23 protein-coding genes are annotated in these 17,490 nt (G+C 60.7%); 20 read left to right on the top strand and 3 right to left on the bottom strand.

The features are described 5' to 3' along the window. The first annotated feature begins 214 nt into the window (after nucleotides 1–214). The gene (locus EUZ85_RS29890; RefSeq protein WP_127973734.1) at nucleotides 215–406 is read left to right on the top strand and encodes a hypothetical protein; all 192 of its coding nucleotides are present in this window, start codon (nucleotides 215–217) and stop codon (nucleotides 404–406) included. A gap of 2 nt (nucleotides 407–408) precedes the next feature. On the opposite strand, the gene EUZ85_RS29885 is transcribed toward EUZ85_RS29890, so the two are convergent. From EUZ85_RS29885 to EUZ85_RS29875, 3 genes are all read right to left on the bottom strand, one after another. Then, nucleotides 409–663, bottom strand: a complete 255-nt coding sequence (locus EUZ85_RS29885; RefSeq protein ID WP_127973733.1) for an ogr/Delta-like zinc finger family protein — start codon at nucleotides 661–663, stop codon at nucleotides 409–411. A 72-nt stretch (nucleotides 664–735) separates the two neighbouring features. Then, on the bottom strand, nucleotides 736–1,722 hold the full coding sequence (locus tag EUZ85_RS29880; protein WP_127973732.1) for a phage portal protein: 987 nt from the start codon (nucleotides 1,720–1,722) through the stop codon (nucleotides 736–738). Nucleotides 1,723–1,736: 14 nt separating this feature from the next. Beyond that, nucleotides 1,737–3,482, bottom strand: a complete 1,746-nt coding sequence (locus EUZ85_RS29875) for a terminase large subunit domain-containing protein (protein WP_127973731.1) — start codon at nucleotides 3,480–3,482, stop codon at nucleotides 1,737–1,739. Between the two features lie 159 nt (nucleotides 3,483–3,641). Between EUZ85_RS29875 and EUZ85_RS29870 the strand changes: the two genes are divergently transcribed. From EUZ85_RS29870 to EUZ85_RS29785, 19 genes are all read left to right on the top strand, one after another. Continuing rightward, nucleotides 3,642–4,457, top strand: a complete 816-nt coding sequence (locus EUZ85_RS29870) for a GPO family capsid scaffolding protein (protein WP_127973730.1) — start codon at nucleotides 3,642–3,644, stop codon at nucleotides 4,455–4,457. A gap of 25 nt (nucleotides 4,458–4,482) precedes the next feature. Further along, nucleotides 4,483–5,520 carry a phage major capsid protein, P2 family gene (locus EUZ85_RS29865; RefSeq protein ID WP_011394382.1) on the top strand — a complete coding sequence of 346 codons (1,038 nt, stop codon included), beginning with the start codon at nucleotides 4,483–4,485 and terminating at the stop codon, nucleotides 5,518–5,520. A gap of 3 nt (nucleotides 5,521–5,523) precedes the next feature. Then, the gene (gene gpM / locus EUZ85_RS29860; protein WP_127973729.1) at nucleotides 5,524–6,225 is read left to right on the top strand and encodes a phage terminase small subunit; all 702 of its coding nucleotides are present in this window, start codon (nucleotides 5,524–5,526) and stop codon (nucleotides 6,223–6,225) included. A gap of 99 nt (nucleotides 6,226–6,324) precedes the next feature. Further along, nucleotides 6,325–6,789 carry a head completion/stabilization protein gene (locus tag EUZ85_RS29855; protein ID WP_127973728.1) on the top strand — a complete coding sequence of 155 codons (465 nt, stop codon included), beginning with the start codon at nucleotides 6,325–6,327 and terminating at the stop codon, nucleotides 6,787–6,789. Continuing rightward, nucleotides 6,789–7,277, top strand: coding sequence for a phage tail protein (locus EUZ85_RS29850; RefSeq protein ID WP_127973727.1), 489 nt, complete (start codon nucleotides 6,789–6,791; stop codon nucleotides 7,275–7,277). Before EUZ85_RS29855 ends, EUZ85_RS29850 begins: the two co-directional genes overlap by 1 nt. Next, nucleotides 7,261–7,914, top strand: a complete 654-nt coding sequence (locus tag EUZ85_RS29845) for a phage virion morphogenesis protein (RefSeq protein WP_241566895.1) — start codon at nucleotides 7,261–7,263, stop codon at nucleotides 7,912–7,914. The genes EUZ85_RS29850 and EUZ85_RS29845 overlap by 17 nt, the downstream gene beginning before the upstream one ends. 2 nt (nucleotides 7,915–7,916) lie before the next feature. Then, on the top strand, nucleotides 7,917–9,020 hold the full coding sequence (locus EUZ85_RS29840; protein ID WP_127973725.1) for a DUF2586 domain-containing protein: 1,104 nt from the start codon (nucleotides 7,917–7,919) through the stop codon (nucleotides 9,018–9,020). A gap of 15 nt (nucleotides 9,021–9,035) precedes the next feature. After that, nucleotides 9,036–9,491 carry a DUF2597 family protein gene (locus tag EUZ85_RS29835; RefSeq protein WP_011394376.1) on the top strand — a complete coding sequence of 152 codons (456 nt, stop codon included), beginning with the start codon at nucleotides 9,036–9,038 and terminating at the stop codon, nucleotides 9,489–9,491. A 3-nt stretch (nucleotides 9,492–9,494) separates the two neighbouring features. Next, nucleotides 9,495–9,731, top strand: coding sequence for a TraR/DksA family transcriptional regulator (locus tag EUZ85_RS29830; RefSeq protein WP_127973724.1), 237 nt, complete (start codon nucleotides 9,495–9,497; stop codon nucleotides 9,729–9,731). Continuing rightward, complete coding sequence (locus EUZ85_RS29825) at nucleotides 9,728–10,321, top strand: hypothetical protein (RefSeq protein WP_127973723.1); 594 nt, start codon at nucleotides 9,728–9,730, stop codon at nucleotides 10,319–10,321. Before EUZ85_RS29830 ends, EUZ85_RS29825 begins: the two co-directional genes overlap by 4 nt. Next, nucleotides 10,318–10,797, top strand: coding sequence for a hypothetical protein (locus tag EUZ85_RS29820; protein ID WP_127973722.1), 480 nt, complete (start codon nucleotides 10,318–10,320; stop codon nucleotides 10,795–10,797). Before EUZ85_RS29825 ends, EUZ85_RS29820 begins: the two co-directional genes overlap by 4 nt. 3 nt (nucleotides 10,798–10,800) lie before the next feature. After that, nucleotides 10,801–11,031, top strand: a complete 231-nt coding sequence (locus EUZ85_RS29815) for an HP1 family phage holin (protein ID WP_127973721.1) — start codon at nucleotides 10,801–10,803, stop codon at nucleotides 11,029–11,031. Next, nucleotides 11,003–11,287 carry a putative phage tail assembly chaperone gene (locus tag EUZ85_RS29810; protein WP_127973720.1) on the top strand — a complete coding sequence of 95 codons (285 nt, stop codon included), beginning with the start codon at nucleotides 11,003–11,005 and terminating at the stop codon, nucleotides 11,285–11,287. The genes EUZ85_RS29815 and EUZ85_RS29810 overlap by 29 nt, the downstream gene beginning before the upstream one ends. A gap of 32 nt (nucleotides 11,288–11,319) precedes the next feature. Next, nucleotides 11,320–11,463: a hypothetical protein gene (locus EUZ85_RS31305; protein WP_164887394.1), complete on the top strand. Its 144-nt coding sequence runs from the start codon at nucleotides 11,320–11,322 to the stop codon at nucleotides 11,461–11,463. Nucleotides 11,464–11,469: 6 nt separating this feature from the next. Next, nucleotides 11,470–13,494 carry a phage tail tape measure protein gene (locus tag EUZ85_RS29805; protein ID WP_127973719.1) on the top strand — a complete coding sequence of 675 codons (2,025 nt, stop codon included), beginning with the start codon at nucleotides 11,470–11,472 and terminating at the stop codon, nucleotides 13,492–13,494. 3 nt (nucleotides 13,495–13,497) lie between these two features. Continuing rightward, the gene (locus EUZ85_RS29800) at nucleotides 13,498–13,815 is read left to right on the top strand and encodes a DUF2590 family protein (RefSeq protein ID WP_127973718.1); all 318 of its coding nucleotides are present in this window, start codon (nucleotides 13,498–13,500) and stop codon (nucleotides 13,813–13,815) included. Next, nucleotides 13,812–14,981 (top strand): baseplate J/gp47 family protein, encoded by a 1,170-nt coding sequence (locus EUZ85_RS29795; RefSeq protein WP_127973717.1) that lies wholly within the window; start codon nucleotides 13,812–13,814, stop codon nucleotides 14,979–14,981. Before EUZ85_RS29800 ends, EUZ85_RS29795 begins: the two co-directional genes overlap by 4 nt. After that, nucleotides 14,978–15,574: a phage tail protein gene (locus tag EUZ85_RS29790; RefSeq protein ID WP_127973716.1), complete on the top strand. Its 597-nt coding sequence runs from the start codon at nucleotides 14,978–14,980 to the stop codon at nucleotides 15,572–15,574. The genes EUZ85_RS29795 and EUZ85_RS29790 overlap by 4 nt, the downstream gene beginning before the upstream one ends. Before the next feature lie 13 nt (nucleotides 15,575–15,587). Next, the gene (locus EUZ85_RS29785) at nucleotides 15,588–17,477 is read left to right on the top strand and encodes a phage tail protein (RefSeq protein ID WP_127973715.1); all 1,890 of its coding nucleotides are present in this window, start codon (nucleotides 15,588–15,590) and stop codon (nucleotides 17,475–17,477) included. The last annotated feature ends 13 nt before the right edge of the window (nucleotides 17,478–17,490 follow it).

The raw sequence follows: 17,490 nt of genomic DNA, 5'->3' as shown, positions 1-17,490 counted from the left end.
ACAAAAATACAAAAAAAACTATACTTTTGTTACACACTTTATCGTCAAAAAAGTGTCATATATACACTCTGTATTTACATACAGTTATCCGTGAAAGCTAAGGTGAGATCTGATTTATAAGCCCCCAAAGTTGTCGGGGTATTGTAAGGGCGGAGATGCTGGACTGTAGACGCAGCGTAGGAAGTAAATCGGAGTTTAAGTATTGACGTCCAGGATGAAAAAAATTGACGCTTTGGAGCGACTGGCGGAGAGCCAGCAGATTTTAGAATTCGTGCAATTTTCAATGACAGATAGATCATGGCCTGAAATGAGCCAGCAATGTCAGCAGGGTTACAGCCTAGTGATTGAGCACGTGAGAGAAAGAATAGAGGAGGCGCAGGGGATTATTAATAAGGATTTGAAATAATATCATGCGTTGCTTCGAGCCTGGGCCAGCAGTTCTAACTGCTCGGCCTGACCCATTCCCCTTAACATTTCCACCATCATTTTTTTAGCCTGAAACGACGACGGGCTGAGCGTATGGCTAAACGCCAGATTCATGACAAAGCTGTGTCCACACTCTGCGTTTTTGCAGACGCAATATAGATTCGCCAGCTTAGGGTCCAAGACTTGGCGACTGGTAATAATGGCTTTGTTTCCGCACTCGCTACAGTTAACTTGCATCAGTTTTCATTCCTTCGTTGTAAGCCAGAATTCTAACATATTACCCTTTTTATTGTAGATATTACCTCTTGGCTATGGTTGGCTAGGCAGCTCCGTAAAGCGAATCTGTTTTTGACCAGGTAGCTCGTCATTCAATTTTAAAAACACATGCTGCATGGGGACCACTTCGTTTTCGTAGTAAACGCGGCTGATCTTTTCGATATCCCCAAAACCTCCTGTGTTTTCCGGCATGATGCCGGCCAGCGCCGGCTGAATGCGCCACATGCTTAATACATCGTTACGGCTTAGATTCTTGACCCGCTCGAATTCGTCCTTGGTGGTGATGTCGCCCACGGGAATGATTTTCACCGAGTCGGGTTTGCCGCCGGGTATGTTGATGTAAAGGCTTCTAAAATTGCCCACGCCCTTGCTGGCGCGGATTTGTTCCTTCAGAGATTGTTCGTCTTCGGGGTCCAGCTGGGCATCGGCGGTGTAGAAGATAAAGCCCATGTGCGCGCCGTTGTTGTAGTACTTGCGCCTAAATAGCGTTGCGCTTTCGTTCAGCAAGACGGATTGCAGGCCGCCCAGGTATTGCGGGACGCCATAGATCTGCTGATTCACGTCGTACTCTTTTAACTGAATGATTTCCCCTGGACGAAATGCTAACGGGTCCATCAGGTTAGGCTGAAGCAAACAGAACTGATCCGGCGCTTTCATGCGCCGCATGTTCAACGCGGGAATGTGTTGCAGGCGGACGATCTGACCCAGGCGGTTAAAGAGCTTCTGAAAGTAGCACATGCCAAACACCAGGTAATCGAAGCCGGCGCTCTCCAGATCGGTGGCGCTGAGCACGGGCGACGGCACGTAAAACTTGCGCAGCATGTTGCGCTTAAAGTAGGGAATAGTCCCGTGATGGGCGTTGGCGCGTAGCAGTTTGGCCAGCCCGGTGAGACTGACCGGCGGCGCGTAATAGTCGCCATGGGGATTCAGAAACACGCCCAGGTAAGAGGTCAGCGTCGTGTCTAACACGGCCTCGGGCGCGCCAAAGCTAAATGCTGTCGGGGAAGTTTGCTTGCTCATAGGGGGATGCTCTTCTATCCGGCCATGGCGATGGAGCCACGGCGCTGCTTACGGTCCAAGGGTTCATTGCTAAGTGCATGCATGATTGACCAGGCCACGTCGGCGTGGCCGGTTTTGCTGCTGCGGTCGGCCACATAGGTGACCAGGTCGTTGCCGGTGGTGGTCTGCTTCACCTGCAGGAACGCCTGGGGAATGTCCGTGTGCTCCGCGTCCCACTCAATGCGGGCGTTTTCGATCACGTCCATGGCTTTCAACACCAGGGCGGTTTTGGCGTTCAGGCTGTAGTGAATGGGCGTGGCGCGAGGGTAAAAGGATTTCACCTGTTCGAATACGCCGAGGCCCGGGCCGGTGCAGTCGATGCCGACAAACTGCACGTTGTAGCGTCCTAACAGATCCTTGATGCGGTTCGCCTGATAGCTGAACGCGCCTTTTAACTGGATCTTTTCCAGCACGCGGAACTTACCAGCGGGATGCATCGGCGGCGCCACCACCACCACGGTGGAGCGATCCCCCGTGCGCGCCGGATCGTAGCCCAACCACACGGGATAGTTTGCAAACGGGCGCGGCTGCCTGGGCTTGAAGTCGGACCAGACCTCGCCGCTGCATACGGCGCAGCTTAGCAAGTCGTCCAGCTTGAACACGGACAAGCCCGCTTCCATGAACGCGCACATAAACAGGTTGTTGAATTCCGCCTCCGTGTATTCCTGTTTCAGCTCGTCGATGTCGAACAGGTCGCAGCCCTGATCCGCCGCATCCTCTACCGTCACCACATTCCGCCAGACCTTATCCGGTCCCAGCTGGCCCTCCCGTAACGCCACCCGCGACAGATCAAACTCGACCTTATGCCGGCGGCTCTCGTTGTAGCGCTCGCCGCTCCACAAGGTGTACGCGCCGTGGCTTTTCACCGATGGCGTGGAAAAGTACGTTTTGCGCCATTTCTTATGCGCCGCCATGCCGCTGGCCAACTTGTTGAGCCGGTCAAAGTCGGGAATCCAGAACACTTCATCAATGTATAAATGACCGTGGTAACCCTGGGCGGTGCGGCCATTGGTGGACACGAAGCGCAACTCCGCGCCGTTGCTGAGCGGGATCACGTCCACGCCTTTCAATTCCGTGTCGAAATACTCCCGCGCGAACTTGAGGATGTAGGCTTTAAATATGTCCGCCTGGGAACGGCTGGCGGATAGAAAGATCTGGTTATCGCCGGACGTGATGGCGTCCTGGAAGGCCTCCCAGGCAAAGTAATAGGTGGCGCCGATCTGGCGCGACTTCAGAATAAAGCGTGTGCGCTGGTTTTTGTTGTCGTGCCAGCGGTGCTGGTAGTCGTAAAACAGTTCCTTGCGGATCGTCTCCAGACGCTCCGGGGTAATCGCGCTGACGTCATTTTTAACGCCGCGCTTTTTCTTCTTACGGTTGCCGCTGGCGTCGCCGTGTTCCGCCTGCGCTTTCTCCCTCGCGGTTTTGGCTTTCTTTAAATCAATGCCGGCCAGCTTATCCAGCAGGTTGCTAAGGCGGTCCAGTTCCTGGAAGTCGGCGGCGGTTTTGCTGGGCTTCTCCACCAACAACACCATACGCCGGGCGGTGGCCTGCTCGACGGTTTCGTGCTGCAACATGTCTTTCCAGTTGTGCCGCTCAATCCACTGGTAAATAACGCGGACGTTATTAATCCCCAGCTGCTGCTGGATTTCCGCCGGCGTGATATGGCGAAGAAAAAGGCCCTTCGCCGCTTCGATAATTTCAGGGGGGTAACGTGATGACATGCGGCCCAGTTTAAGGGCTTTTTGGCGGCGTTAATCCTGGTTTAACTCCTTGTTATTCCTACTAAAAACGACAAGGAAAAACGCGCATTCAAAGCCTTTGCCGGGTTCGGTCGGAATGCCTATCTTGGCGTCATCGCAACGACTGACGGACCCGAACCCATGCCCCGGACCCTGCATACTGATTTTGTCAAAGTGGCCACCAGCGGACCCACGATCGACGGGCGCAACATCGCCGCCCAGGACATTATCGACATGGCCGCTAACTACGACCCCGCCGAATACACGGCCAACATCTGGTACGAGCACATCCGCATTTTTGGCAACCTCGGCCAGGTGGTGGCGGTGAAGCACGAACAGGACGACAAAGGCCGGGAATGTTTGTTCGCCAAAATCGCCCCCTCGGACCAACTGATTTTGATGAACACCAGCGGACAAAAGCTGTTTACCTCTATCGAGATCCAGCCGAATTTCGCGGGAACCGGCAAAGCCTACTTAGCAGGCCTGGCAGTGACTGACTCGCCGGCCAGCCTCGGCACCTCGGAACTGCGCTTTAACGCCCGGGCGCAACACCCGGACAACCTGTTTACCGCCCCGATTGAACTAGCGCCGCTGCGCGTGGACAACCCGACCAGCCTGTTTTCCCGGCTCATGGGCAAGTTTGCGCGAGCGGAACCCAGCCACGAACCCAACGAGCAAGAGCACGCCATGACGGAAGACCAATTCAACCAGCTTAACCGCGCCTTGGCGGACGGCTTCGCCAGCCTCGCGGACAAGCTAAACGCCAACGACGACGCAGCCCAGAAAGAACCGGAAACCCCCGACCTGGCGCAAGCCCTGGCGGACATCAAAGCCGAATTCGCCGACCTAAAGACCGCGCACGACAGTTTAAAGGCCGAGTTCAGCGCCGCCCTGGAAGAAGCGCCCGGCACCCTGACCCCGGAAGGCGTCGGCGACGCCGCGCCGCGCGTGCTGTAACTCCAACCACCTACGAGCGGACCGAATGAACTTTAAAACGAAACAACTATTCAATGACATGTGCGCCGCCATGGCGGCCACCTATGGCGTAGGCTCCGTCGCGGAGCAGTTCAATGTAGAGCCCACTATCGCCCAGGAGTTGCAGGACAAGATCACCGAAAGTTCGGAGTTCTTGCAGCTGATTAACGTGGTGGCGGTGGACGAGCTGAAAGGGGAAAAGGTGATCGGCAGCGTGACCGGCTTTGTGCCCAAACGCACCGACACTGACAGCGCCGACCGCCAGACCAGCGACGTGCTGGCCCTGGGCAGTAAAGGCTATGAGCTGCACCCGGTGGAATACGACACCCACATTAAATACAAAACCATCGATTCCTGGGCCAAGTTTCCCGACTTCCAAGCCCGTTACGGCGGATGGGTGCGCAAGGCGATCAGTCTTTCCAAGCTCCGTGTGGGCTGGCTGGGCACCAGTTGCGCCTTGCCCGCCACTAAGCCTGGCGACCACCCCAACGGCGAGGATGTGAACAAAGGCTGGTTGCAGCAACTACGAGAATTTAAATCCGGTTCGCAGTGGTTCGTCGAAGGCGCGACCGCCGGCCAGATCCGCATTGGCGAGGGCGGCGACTTCGCCAACCTGGACGCCGCCGTTCACGCCTGCTTACAGATGGTGGACGAACTGCATCGCGACGGCGGCGACCTGGTGGTGATCATGGGGCGGGATCTGCTGGCGGAGGACAAAGCGCAGCTGTACGCGGCGCAAGGTCACAAGCCAACGGAAAAAGAGCGCCTGGAGAATCAGGCCATTATCCGCACCTATGGCGGTTTACCTGCGATCACCGCGCCCTTTTTCCCGGCCCGAGGCCTGCTGATCACCAGCCTGGATAACCTGAGCCTTTACTACCAGGCCGACAGCCTGCGCCGTCAGGTGATCGACAACCCGAAACGCAACCGCGTGGAAGACTTCAACAGCCTGAACGAAGGCTATGTGATCGAGGACGAAACCAAGGCCGCCGGCTTTGAGTTCGCCAACGTGAAGTTGCCCACGGGCGCCGGCGACTGGGCTTAACCCATGCCGTTGCTGACCGTTCAACACAAACAGCGCCGTCTCGCCAGGCAGGCCGCTAGCGACGCCTTAACGGCGGCGGAGGTAGCGCGCAATTCGCCAGTAATGAATAGCGCCCTGTCTCCCCGGGTGCGGGGCGATTACCAGGTGGCGCTGGCGGCGCTGACGCAATGCCGGGAGCAGCTGGCCGAGCTGGACAGCATCCCCGACAAGGTGGCGTTAAAGGCGCGCGTACTGCCCCAGTTCATGGATTTTTTGCAGGCGTACCGGGATAGCGGCCAGCGCTACCCCAACGAAGTATTGGTGTTCTGCGTCATCTGGCTGTTCGACGTGGGCGACATCGAAAGCGCCCTGAGTTGGGCGGGGCTCGCCATCGAGCAACAGCAATGCATGCCCGGCCACTTTAAACGGGATCTGCCGACCTATGTGCTGGAAGAGGTCCACGACTGGGCGGAGCGTCAGTTCAAGGCCGGCGACAGCGCCAGCCCCTACCTGGACGACGCGGCGGCGCGTTTAACCTCGCAGGCCTGGCCGACGGCTAACGACATTGTCGCCGGCAAGCTGTACCGCCAATGCGGGCTGAACGCGGAGCAAAACGGCGACCTGAACGCGGCGCTTACCTACTTCGAGCAGGCGCAGGCAGCCAACCCGGCGGCGGGCTGTAAAACCCGCATCGCCAAACTACAGGCCAAGCTAGGACTGGCCTAACCGACTACCCACCCAGGCGGGCGCCTGGGGGCGCTGCCGGCCTCGCGCCGCGTCAGCGGAACCCAGTGCGCGCCGCCTTCTTATTTGGAGGCTGCGACCATGAGTTTCAGCGGTAAAAGCAACGCCGTGATAGAGGCGACGCTCGCCAATGACGGCTTTTTCCCGGACCTGTCCCTGGCGGCGTTCCAACGGGTTTACCGCATACCGGCGGAGTACCACGGGGACATGGTCGCGGCCCATGTGCGCCAGGCCATGCTGGACATTAATTTCAGCCTGGCGATGCGCAAGGCGGAATGGCTGGGCGGCGGCTTTAAAACCTTGGACGCGGTCGGCGCGGAGCAGTTGGACGGGCGCAACGTGCTGGTCCTGTACTACCTGCGCGCCGTGTCCTGTCGCGCCAAAGCGTCGTTGCTGAACGCCTTCGCCACCATGAACCGACGGGCGCAGGCGGAGAACCTGGCCAAAGAATCGGACGACACCGAGCAGCAATTGCTAAGCGACAGCGTGCGCGCCCTGCGTCGCCTGCTGGGCGCGGCCACGGGCATTACGGCGGAGTTGCTGTAATGGCCCTGGCGAAGCTGCGCGACCTGACCCGCTTTCTCCTGGCCCAGGATCTGGCGCCGGCGGAGCAGTGGGACAGCTGGATGGAAAACGGCGCCCTGGAGGCGGCGGACAAACGCCTGGGCGCAGGCGTGCGGGTGTGTCGTCTGAAATATGACGCCGTGCTGGTGGTGGAACGCTACTGCGGCCCGCCGCAACTGCTGATCGCCCACGTGGTCACCTGGTTGATGGATCACGACCCGGAACGGGAGCGGGACGGCCTGGGCCACCCCGATATCGACGTGGACGTAAACGGCGACGACACCGCCGACATAGAAATCCGCATCGGCTTTTACGAAAACCTCGACCTGGTGCGCGACGACGCCGGCGCGATCCAGTTTAACGGCGCGCGCTGGCGGGTGGAGTCGGTCCCGGTGTACGAGCCCGACGCGGTCGGCGTGGGCGACGATAAAGCTTTGCCCACGGATGCGCCCTATGTCCGTAAAAATTGAGGTCGGCGGCCATCTGAAACTACAGCGCCAGCTGGCCCTTTTGAAACTGCCGGCGGCCAAGCGCAAGCGGATTCTGGGACAGATCGGGCGCCAGGTGCGCACCCAGTCGCGCAAGCGCCTGCGCAGCCAGACCGGCATGGACGGTCAGCCCTGGGAAGCGCGCAAACAGGGCAATAAAAAAATGCTGCGCGGATTGAGCAAACGCCTGGCGGTGTTCGCCGGCGTGGACCGGGTGACGATCACCTTTAAAAACGCCCTGGTCGGACGTATCGCACGCATGCAGCAAGAGGGCGTCACGGAAGTGATGACCCGCGCCCGCATGCAACAGCGCCACGGCCAACCCGACTACGCCGCCCCGGCCACCCGGGGCCAGGCCAGGCAATTGCGCGAAGCCGGATTCACGATCCCGCGCGGCCAGGGACGCGGACGCAAACGGCCCACGCTGAAGTGGGTCACGCAACACCTGACTTTCGGCCAGGCCGGCGCCGTGCTGCGCGCGCTGACCGACAAGCCGCGCCAGGGGCGCTGGCTGATTCCCCTGCCGGCGCGCAGCTTTTTAGGGGCGACGCAGCACGACATTGACGCGTTCATTGATCGCATTTTTGAACAGACATTCAAGCAGGCAACGAAGGGTTAACCATGGCGCAAGGCAAGGTCACCATCAATAACTTGAACCTCTCGCAGGGAAACTTCCCCGAGGTGGAGCGCAAGGCGCTGTTTATCGGCGTAGGCGCTAAGAACCTGGGACGGGTGCTGTCGCTGAACACCCAAAGCAACCTGGACGAGAGCCTGGGCGCGGACGACAGCGCTCTAAAAACCAACGTCGCGGCGGCCAAGGCCAATGGCGGCGAGAACTGGCAGGCCTACGCGGCCCCGATCAACAGCGGCGATCCCTGGGAAGCCGCCCTGGATCAGGCCATGTTGACCGTATCGCCGGAACTGGTGGCGCTGTGTTCGCCGGCGGCGGACGCCGCCGCCATCGAGGCGATGCAGACCAAAGCGGAGTTGATCCGCACCACCATAGGCCGGCGCGTCATCGTGCTGACGGCCAGCGCCGGGATTGATGCGGAGACGCAAAGCTGGAGCGATTACGAGGCGGCCCAGGCGGCGATTACCCACGGCGCGGCCTGTCCTCGCGTGGCGGTGATTCCCCAACTGCACGGCAACGACTTAGGCGTGCTGGTGGGGCGTCTGTGTAACCGGGCGGTGAGTATCGCCGATAGCCCGATGCGCGTCGCCACCGGCTCCGTGTTGGGTCTGGGGGACGCCCCCGTGGATCGCGACGGCGTAGAGCTGCCGGACGCCACCCTGGCGACCCTGGACGCCAACCGCCTGTCCTGCGTGCAGCGATACCCGGATTACCCAGGCACCTACTGGGGCGACTGCAACCTGCTGGACGTGCCGGCGGGCGATTACCAGGTGATTGAAAACCTGCGCGTCGTGGACAAGGCCGCGCGCGCCATTCGCATTCTGGCCATTGCGCGGGTGGCGAATCGTTCGCTGAATTCCACGCCCGTGAGCATCGCCGCCAATAAAACCTATTTCATGCGCCCGCTGCGCGAGATGAGCAAAAGCGTCGTTTTTGCGGGCGAACATTTTCCGGGGGAGATCAAAAGCCCCAAGGACGACAGCATCGAAATCGTGTGGCCAACCAAAACCCGGGTGGAGGTGTACTTGAAAGTACAGCCCTACAACTGCCCGAAGGACATTACCGCCAACATCATTTTGGATCTGTCCCATTAACACGGAGGAACAACCATGAGTCAAAAGCGCCTCTCCGGCAAAGACATCGACGTGATGATCGGCGACATGCTGGTGCATGTGGAGGAAGTCACTTTGAGCATTGAGGACGCCACGGCGGTGACCAAAACGCGCGGCATTCCTAACGGCTACGTAGACGGCGAAGTCAGCGCGTCCGGCGATATCACAGTGGACACCACCAACCTGCAAACCATTTTAGACGCGGCCAAGGCCGCCGGCAGTTTCCGCGCCCTGGAGCCGTTCGACCAGGTGTTTAACGGCGCCACCAGCGGCGGGGAACTGCGCATCGAGGCGTTCGGCTGCAAGTTAAGAATTTCGGATCTTCTCAACGCCAAAGCCAGCGGCGGCGAACAGCTGACCCACAAACTGGCCTACGACGTGACGGACCCCGACTTTGTGCGCATTAACGGCGTGCCCTATGTGGACGCGTCGGAAACGGAAAAGCTGGTGTAAGTCATGGCAAGGGACATCTTAGACCAAGCCGCCGAGTTGCAAGAAAAGCTTAACGCGCAGGCGTTAGCCCGGCAGCTGGCCGGCTCCACCCTGGGCCAACCCAGCCGCGCCGTCTGCATCGACTGCGAGGACGCCATTCCGCTGCTACGTCAGCAACTCGGCGGGGTCTCCCGCTGCGTGGAATGCGAAGACTACTACCAACATGCGCAACGGCAAATACGCCAAAGGGGGCGTGGATGATCGCTATCAACTATGAACAACTGCGCGCGGCGGTGCGTAACCAGGGCCACCGTTTTTTTGAAAGTGGCGATTACAACCTGAACCTGGTGGGCGTGCGCGCCCAGGATCGCCACGCCAACACCTTTAACGATTTGCTCTGTGTGGCGTTTCAGATCCAAGGGAAAACCCACTGCTTTAGTTTCCCGGCGACCACGGACCCCGGCGTTTATTGGCGCGAACACCTGGCCAACGAAAAAGGGACCGCCATCGTCGCGCCGGGCCAATACGCAGGCGTGTGGGCGCTGGGCAAACATCAAGGCAAGTATGAAGCCCTGGTGCAGCGCGGGCCGATTACTGTGTTTCGGGATAAGGACCGCAACGCCCAGCTGGACGCCCAGGGAGAAACCGAAACGGGGCTATTCGGCATCAATTGCCACCGCGCCACGGAAGCGGGCCAAAGCCTTCGGGTTGATCGCTGGTCAGCGGGCTGTCAGGTCATTGCGGACAGCGCCGACTTTGATGTGCTGATGGCCTTATGTCGCAAGGCGGCGGGGCTGTATGGACCCCGTTTCACTTACACCCTGTTGAACGAAACCGAGGTGAACCGATGAGCCTGTTAAGCAAAGTGGTGGACGTGGTGACCGGCGGCCTGGCGGACAGAGCTTACCAAGTCGTCAAAGACTATTTCCCGCCGGACATGAGCGAGGCGCAGCGCGCCAATGTGCAGCTGGCGCTGGACAAGCTGGAGCTGGAACGCAAACAGCAGGCGGAGCAAGCGCGCCAGGCGGCGGAAAAGCAGTTAACCGAACGCATCAAGGAACTGGAGGGCAGCGCCAAAGACCTGCTGCGGCTGCCCATCCTGGGACCGCTGATGTTGTTTCTGCGGGGCTGTCAGCGCCCGGTGTGGGGCTTCGCCACCCTGTATCTGGACTGGATGTGGTTTAGCGCCTGGACCCTGGACGAACAGCAACAAACCGCGCTGATCACCATCAACGTGCTGGTGTTGGGATTCCTGTTTGGCGAGCGCGCGCTGGCCAACGCCGCGCCCCGCATCCTGCACTTTATGAAAGCCCGTAAAAGGGGGTGACCCATGCACGACAAAGCCGCGTCAGCGGCGGCTTACGCCAGCTCCGCCGTGGCGACCTTATTCGGTTTGAGCCTGAGCCAGGTGGTCGCCTTGGGCGGGCTGCTGATCGCCGCCGCCACCTTTGTGATGAACTGGTATTACAAACAAAAGCATTTAGACCTGGCCCGCGAGCAGGCCAGCCAACAACGCAACGGAGTTAACCAAGATGAGCAACCCAACCACCCAACTGATTGACGTTACGGCAGCCGGCCAGGACTTCAGTTTTAACGTGACCCGCGAGGCGTACAACAAGTACGTCAACGCGGTGACGCCTAACAACAAGATCGCCCCCAGCCATAACTTTTTGGTCGGGACCATCGCCCAGGAGCAGCGCGACGCCCTGGTGAAACTGATCCGCGACATGCCCGGCGCGGAGGTGCAGCTAGCCGGCGCCGTGCTGGAGGAGTACACCCCGGATCTGGGCATCGTGGCAAAAAAGCGCAGCGCATAGCGGACCAGATCGCCGCCAACGGTTACGACCAGTTGCGCGCCTACGCCGCCAAGTGGCTGCCGGGACAGGACCAGGACGAACAGGTTTTAGGGTTCGCCCTGTTTCTGGAAACCGACTTTTGGAAACGCCAGGAAATCGCCATCGCGAACGGCATCGCCAAAGCCTTAAAAGGGTAAGACCCCATGAGCAACAAACTCGAAAAACTGATGTTCAGCGTGTCGCTGATCGACCGGGCGAGCGGCGTCGCGGGCAAGATCCAGCACAGCCTGGACAAGCTGACCCAGCACGCCACCCGGGGCTTTGTGCAGATGGCCGCCGGCGCGACGGGTTTGCTGGGCGCGGGCGTCGCCCTGGAAAGCATGCTGGGGCCGGCCATCGAGATGGACCGCGCCTTGGGGGAAGTCAAAAGCCTGGGCGTCGCCAACGAAGCCTTGCGCACCCTGGAGGAAACCGCGCTGCGCTTTTCCATTCGCTACGGCGAGGCCGCCGACGACTTTGTGCGCTCCAGCTACGACATTCAAAGCGCGATTGCCGGGCTAAGCGGTCGCGAGCTCGCGGCCTTTACCGAGGCCGGCGGCGTGCTGGCCAAGGCCACCAAATCCGACAGCGCCACGATCACCAATTACATGGGGACCATGTACGGCGTGTTCCAACGTACGGCGGAGCAGATGGGCAAGGCGCAATGGGTGCAACGCCTGGCCGGCCAAACCGCCAGCGCGGTGCAGATGTTCAAAACCACGGGGGCGGAAATGGCGGCGGCCTTTAGCAACCTGGGCGCGGAAGCGCAAAGCCAGGGCGTGGCCATGGCGGAGCAAATGGCCGTGCTCGGCTCGCTGCAGGCGACCATGAGCGGGACCGAGGCCGGCACCAAATACAAGGCGTTCTTAGCCGGCGTCGGCAACGCCCAGAAAGCCCTGGGTCTGGCGTTCACGGATAGCCAAGGCCGCTTATTGCCCATGGTGGAGATCCTGACCCGCATTCAAGGCAAGTTCGGCGACATCGACACGGTGGCCAAGGCGGACCTGTTGAAACAGGCCTTCGGCTCCACGGAAGCGGTGGGCCTGGTCAAGCTGCTGATGCAGAACACGCAAGGACTGGCCGGCGCTATTGACCAGCTGGGGGCGCAGACCGGCATGGACAAAGCGCGGACCATGGCCGAGGCCATGATAGATCCCTGGCAGCGCTGGGCGGCGGGCGTCAACGCGGCCAAGGTCAGCCTGGGGCGGGCGTTCCTGCCTTTGCTGCAACCGCTGTTAGAGCGGTTGACCGCCGGCGCGGAGACCCTGACGCGCTGGACCCGATTGTTTCCGAACCTGACCCGTTTGGTGGCGATCGCCACGTTAACCGTGATCGGGTTGGTGGCGGCGGCCTCCGCCTTCGCCCTGGCCGCCGGCGTCGCCCAGCTGGTCCTGGCGGGCTGGCATGCGGTGCTTTTGCTGGGAGCGGGAGCCATGCGCGCCTGGTCGCTGGCGGTCAGCGCCGGACGCGCGGCGCTGTTCCTGTTGCAGATCGGCACCTACCTGGCGGCGGGCGCCTTTACCGCCATGCGCGCGGCCCTGCTGACCGGCGCGGCGGCGACCTGGGCGTTTTCCACCGCGCTGCTGGCCAACCCCATTACCTGGATCGTGTTGGGCGTGGTGGCGCTGATCGCGGCGCTGGCCGCCCTGGTGATCTATTGGGATGAGGTCAGCGCGGCGGCGTCCGCCGCCCTGGGCTGGATCGTGGAAAAGTGGACCGGCTTACGCAGCCTGATCGAGGACAACGCCTTTTTAAGCGTGGTATTCGCGCCGCTGTTGGCGGCGGCGGATCTGGCGGGATGGGTGATTAATTCGTTTGGAAAGATCCCCGACTGGTGGGCGCAGTTTACTGACTGGCTGGCGCAGCTGGACCCGTTCGCGGTGATCGGCGCCGGGGTGGATTGGTTGATAGACAAAATCAACGCCATTCCCGGGATCGACCTCGGCGACGGCGGCGAGATCCAGCTATCGGAAAAAGTGCGCCAGGAGCGCGAAAGCATCCAGCGCTTTGCGCCGGCCCTGGACGAAGGCCGGGTGAACCAGACGCCGCCCGGGGGCTTTCTGCAGCAAGTCAGCAACGCCAATACGACTAATAACCGGGGCGTGACCGTGGAGAAACTGGAGGTGAACGCCACGGGACCGGTGAACGGTTTCATGCTGGCGGACGAACTGAGCATGGCGGCGGGGTAAATCGTGGCGGACTTTATCGACCTGCACATCGTTAACAACGATATCAGCCTGGACGCTATCGGCGTGCCGCAGGAGATCAGCGGGCGCGCCTCTATCGCCCAGGATATTAAACACATGATCCGCGACAGCGGTCTGCTGGTGGAGCTGATCGGCGAACGCAACCCGGAAAAAGTGGCGCTGAACCTGAGCCGCATCGAAACCCGGGTGGAGAACGACGCCCGCATTACGCCTGGCACGGCCAAGGTTACGCGCACGGATCTGGAAACGGTGTATATCACCGCCAAAACCCTGAAATACGGACACATCGAGTTTTACCTATGAACGATCACCACGCGGACTTTGCGCGCCTGGTCAAAGAGGCCGGCATTCCGACCACCGAGGCGGAGTTAAAAACCGTCTGGGAAAACGAAGTCGCCGCCCAGGGCGTGGCGTTCAGCAACAACAGCGAGTATTCGCCCTGGTGGCGCATCGTGTCGGCGCTGGTGACCAAGCCCGTGCTCTGGCTGGTGGATCTGCTGATGACCGGCGTCCTGCCGCAAATGTTCGTGAAGACGGCCAGCGGCTCCGCCCTGGATCTGCTGGCCTGGGGCGTGGCGGTAGAGCGCAAGCAGGCGGCTAAGGCGCGCGGACGCGTGCAGTTCACCCGGGGCGATTTGTCCGGAGAGCTGGAAATCGCGGCGGGAACCGTCATTCAGAGCGCGAGTATTAACGGGCGCATCTATCGTCTACAGACCACCCGGGCGCAACGCTTTAAAGACGGCGAAGCCCACTTGCGGGTGGAGGTGGAAGCGGCGGACACGGGCAGCGGTTACAACCTGGCGGCGGGCTATTACGCCGTGACGCCGAGCCCCATCCCGGGGGTGACGGTGACCAACCTGGATAACTGGCTGTTGCAGCCCGGCGCGGATCGCGAGACGGACGACGCGCTACGTCTGCGAGTGCGTAACCAGTTCAGCGCGGTGAACCAGTGGCACACCGACGCGGTGTATACGGCGATTATCGCCCGTTTCGACGGCGTCAGCGTGGATAACGTGTTTTTTGAACATGAGGCGCCGCGCGGCCCCGGCACGGCCAACGCCTTTATCTTGTTTGAAACCGGGACGCCGGACGCGGCCTTTTTGGCGCGCATCCAGGCGCGGATCTCCGACGAAGGCAACCACGGCCACGGCGATGACCTGCAGGTGTTCGCCATGCCGGAAACCCCGCACGACGTCAGCGCCGATCTGTGGGCGGACAGCGCCCTGGATGCGGACGCGCGGGAGCAGCTAAGGCAGGCGGTGACGCAGTTTATTCGGGCGGCGTTTCGGGAGAATCAGGACTACCAGCCGACGCGGACCTTTCCGTTTAGCCGGTTTTCCTTCAGTCGCCTGGCGCAGGAATTACACACGGCGTTTCCGGCGCTGTTATCCATTGATTTTAAAACCCGCGATATCACCAGCGGGATGGACATTCCCCGGCTGAAATCGCTGACGGTGACCTTGCCATGATCGAGATTAAATTGCCGTTTTGGCTGGGCGGGGAGCAGCTGGCCAAACTGGCCCGCGCCGCCCGTCGCTATTGGGAGCGGGTGGAACACTGGTTGCGCTGGCCGCTGCGTCAGATCGACGCGGAGACCTGCGCCCTGGGCGTGCTCAACCTGCTGGCCTGGCAGCGCAATATCGCGCGCTTCGCCGGCGAGCCGGAACGACTCTACCGGCTGCGGGTGAAGTACGCCTACGCCAACGCGGTGGACGCCGGCAGCATCGCTGGCTTCAAGCGCATCATGCTGCGCTTGGGGGTGGGTTATGTGGAGATGGAGGAACGCGCCCCGGGGCGGGACTGGGACGTGATCATCTTGCGTCTGTCGGATAACCAGTTAAGCGACAACCCGGAGCTATTGCGCATCATCCTGCAAATGTACGGGCGCACCTGTCGCCGCTATGAGTTCGCCTTGATTACGCCTGTCACGGTCGGCGTGCGCGTGGGGGAATTTGACTGGGACCAGCAAACCCTGACGGCGACCTTGCCGAACAGCCTGCGCCTGACCTTACGCCTGGCGGAGCCTAACCACGATTCACAACAGTTAGTCGCACGACTTTAAAGGAGTTTTTACCATGCCTGTGATCACCCTCGCCGGGGAACGTTTGATCGCCCAGAAACAAGCGGCGGGCGCGCCGCTGACCATTGACGGTTTTGTGCTGGCCAACGTGCCGGGACTGGACCCCGTCGCCCCTATTGACCGGGGCGACTTTGAATTTAACTGGATCGGTCTGGTGTCCTCTTCTGACGATAACGCGGTGGTGGCCATCGCCCATGTGCCGCTGCAACAGAAGCGCAAAACCCAGGGCGGCGTCACCGGCAACGCGATCACCCGCAACTTTATGCTGGAGTTCAACGGCGCGCAGTCGCTGACGGATATCACCGTCAGCGCCGACACCTGGCAGATTGATTTCACCGCGCGCCTGCTGGGCATCGACGAGCGCGAGCGTTTGAGCAATCAGGATTTTTACGGCGCCGCCACCTTCATTCAAGACGGGTTTAAAGTGGTGCGCGCGGGTGGGCGCTTCGCATTGCAGCCCGGCGTCGGCTATGTGGGCGGCGTGCGTATCGAGCTGACCGAGCCCTTAGCCGTCACGGTCACCGCGTGGCCCGCCAGTATTTGGGTGGACGCGGCGCTGGTGGGAGACGTGAGCGGCGTGGAGGCGCGCTTGCAGGTGATTGTCGCGGACCAGGCCGAAGGCGGCCCCGACGTTAACGGCGTGCGTCACTATGTGGCGAAGCTGGCGGATATCGCCATAGATGGCGTTATTACAGATCGCCGTCCGCTGGCGGTCACTGCGATCAAGGACGCCCTGAAAGCGCATAAGGCCAACTCTGACCCGCACCCGCAATACCTGACCGATGGCCAGGGGCGTAGCGTCGCCAGCGAGGTGGCCAAGTCGGCGTTGACCGCGCACCAGGCGGACGCCGATCCGCACGCGCAATACCTGGACACGGACAGAGGGAAGAAAGTCGCGGCGCAAGTGGCGCAGGGCTTTATGGGCGCGCATATGGCCCAGGCGGACCCGCATCCGAATTACCTGCGCAAGGACCAGTTCACGACGCTGATTTCCGGGCGCAAAAACTTGTTGATCAATCCCTATTGTTCCGTGTGGCAAACCGGCCCCGCCGTGGTGAGCCCCACCCACTTAACGTATCTGGCCGATGGCTGGCGGTTGCATCGCGCCAATAAGTTCAACGGCGAGCTGAACGCGCATTTGCTGGATAACAAGCAAGGCATGGCGTTGACCTGCACCGCCGCGTCCACTCGTAATTCGCTGGTGAGCGTGGTGCAGTACGTCGAGGCGTCCACCTTGCAACCGATCACCCGCCTGGGCAAAACCAGCAACATCAAAGCGGTGTTTAAAGTGCGCTTCTGCGCCAATTACACCGGCAAACTGGGCGTGGCGGTGCATAACCACGACACCAGCCTGCTGCTGGGTTGGAAGGCGTTGGCCGTCACCGGCGGCGCCACCTTTCCCTTTCAAGAGGTGGAAGTCGCCTTTGAGTTTGCGGACCACCACTTAAGCACAGAGCGAACCGGCGTCGGGATTAGCGTGTCCGTGCATATCGAGGACGACAGCCATTATGGATTTGCGGCCAAGGCCAACAACCAGCTGCGCCTGCATGCGATGCAGTTGGAGCTGGGCGAAACGTCCAGCGAATTTGAACCGATCTCATTGCATGAAGCCCTGGCGCAATGCCAACGCTATTACCGCGCGGTGACGATTCCCTACTTGCAAGGATGGACCACTGACCAGGAGCGCTTCACGGTGGGGAGTCTATGGTATCCCACTATGCGCGTGCCGCCGGCGGTCAGTCTGTTGGACCTCCATATCACGGGCGGCAATTTCGTCAGAGCGGAAGGGGTCACCGATAAAAACTGTTATCTCACCCTGGAACCCAACGGCAGCGGACACACGGCGGTCAGGCAAGGCAGAGCCATTTTGGACGCCCGCTTTTAAGGAGTAAGACACG

This window comes from Hahella sp. KA22, from assembly GCF_004135205.1.
In the GTDB taxonomy this organism is placed as follows: domain Bacteria; phylum Pseudomonadota; class Gammaproteobacteria; order Pseudomonadales; family Oleiphilaceae; genus Hahella.
This window is presented reverse-complemented; position numbering and strand designations above follow the sequence as displayed.

Excerpts from the sequence above, each read along its gene's own strand:
- EUZ85_RS29890 (WP_127973734.1), top strand. The coding sequence starts at position 215 with ATGAAAAAAATTGACGCTTTGGAGCGACTGGCGGAGAGCCAGCAGATT.
- EUZ85_RS29885 (WP_127973733.1), bottom strand. The coding sequence starts at position 663 with ATGCAAGTTAACTGTAGCGAGTGCGGAAACAAAGCCATTATTACCAGT.
- EUZ85_RS29880 (WP_127973732.1), bottom strand. The coding sequence starts at position 1,722 with ATGAGCAAGCAAACTTCCCCGACAGCATTTAGCTTTGGCGCGCCCGAG.
- EUZ85_RS29875 (WP_127973731.1), bottom strand. The coding sequence starts at position 3,482 with ATGTCATCACGTTACCCCCCTGAAATTATCGAAGCGGCGAAGGGCCTT.
- EUZ85_RS29870 (WP_127973730.1), top strand. The coding sequence starts at position 3,642 with ATGCCCCGGACCCTGCATACTGATTTTGTCAAAGTGGCCACCAGCGGA.
- EUZ85_RS29865 (WP_011394382.1), top strand. The coding sequence starts at position 4,483 with ATGAACTTTAAAACGAAACAACTATTCAATGACATGTGCGCCGCCATG.
- gpM (WP_127973729.1), top strand. The coding sequence starts at position 5,524 with ATGCCGTTGCTGACCGTTCAACACAAACAGCGCCGTCTCGCCAGGCAG.
- EUZ85_RS29855 (WP_127973728.1), top strand. The coding sequence starts at position 6,325 with ATGAGTTTCAGCGGTAAAAGCAACGCCGTGATAGAGGCGACGCTCGCC.
- EUZ85_RS29850 (WP_127973727.1), top strand. The coding sequence starts at position 6,789 with ATGGCCCTGGCGAAGCTGCGCGACCTGACCCGCTTTCTCCTGGCCCAG.
- EUZ85_RS29845 (WP_241566895.1), top strand. The coding sequence starts at position 7,261 with ATGTCCGTAAAAATTGAGGTCGGCGGCCATCTGAAACTACAGCGCCAG.
- EUZ85_RS29840 (WP_127973725.1), top strand. The coding sequence starts at position 7,917 with ATGGCGCAAGGCAAGGTCACCATCAATAACTTGAACCTCTCGCAGGGA.
- EUZ85_RS29835 (WP_011394376.1), top strand. The coding sequence starts at position 9,036 with ATGAGTCAAAAGCGCCTCTCCGGCAAAGACATCGACGTGATGATCGGC.
- EUZ85_RS29830 (WP_127973724.1), top strand. The coding sequence starts at position 9,495 with ATGGCAAGGGACATCTTAGACCAAGCCGCCGAGTTGCAAGAAAAGCTT.
- EUZ85_RS29825 (WP_127973723.1), top strand. The coding sequence starts at position 9,728 with ATGATCGCTATCAACTATGAACAACTGCGCGCGGCGGTGCGTAACCAG.
- EUZ85_RS29820 (WP_127973722.1), top strand. The coding sequence starts at position 10,318 with ATGAGCCTGTTAAGCAAAGTGGTGGACGTGGTGACCGGCGGCCTGGCG.
- EUZ85_RS29815 (WP_127973721.1), top strand. The coding sequence starts at position 10,801 with ATGCACGACAAAGCCGCGTCAGCGGCGGCTTACGCCAGCTCCGCCGTG.
- EUZ85_RS29810 (WP_127973720.1), top strand. The coding sequence starts at position 11,003 with ATGAGCAACCCAACCACCCAACTGATTGACGTTACGGCAGCCGGCCAG.
- EUZ85_RS29805 (WP_127973719.1), top strand. The coding sequence starts at position 11,470 with ATGAGCAACAAACTCGAAAAACTGATGTTCAGCGTGTCGCTGATCGAC.
- EUZ85_RS29795 (WP_127973717.1), top strand. The coding sequence starts at position 13,812 with ATGAACGATCACCACGCGGACTTTGCGCGCCTGGTCAAAGAGGCCGGC.
- EUZ85_RS29790 (WP_127973716.1), top strand. The coding sequence starts at position 14,978 with ATGATCGAGATTAAATTGCCGTTTTGGCTGGGCGGGGAGCAGCTGGCC.
- EUZ85_RS29785 (WP_127973715.1), top strand. The coding sequence starts at position 15,588 with ATGCCTGTGATCACCCTCGCCGGGGAACGTTTGATCGCCCAGAAACAA.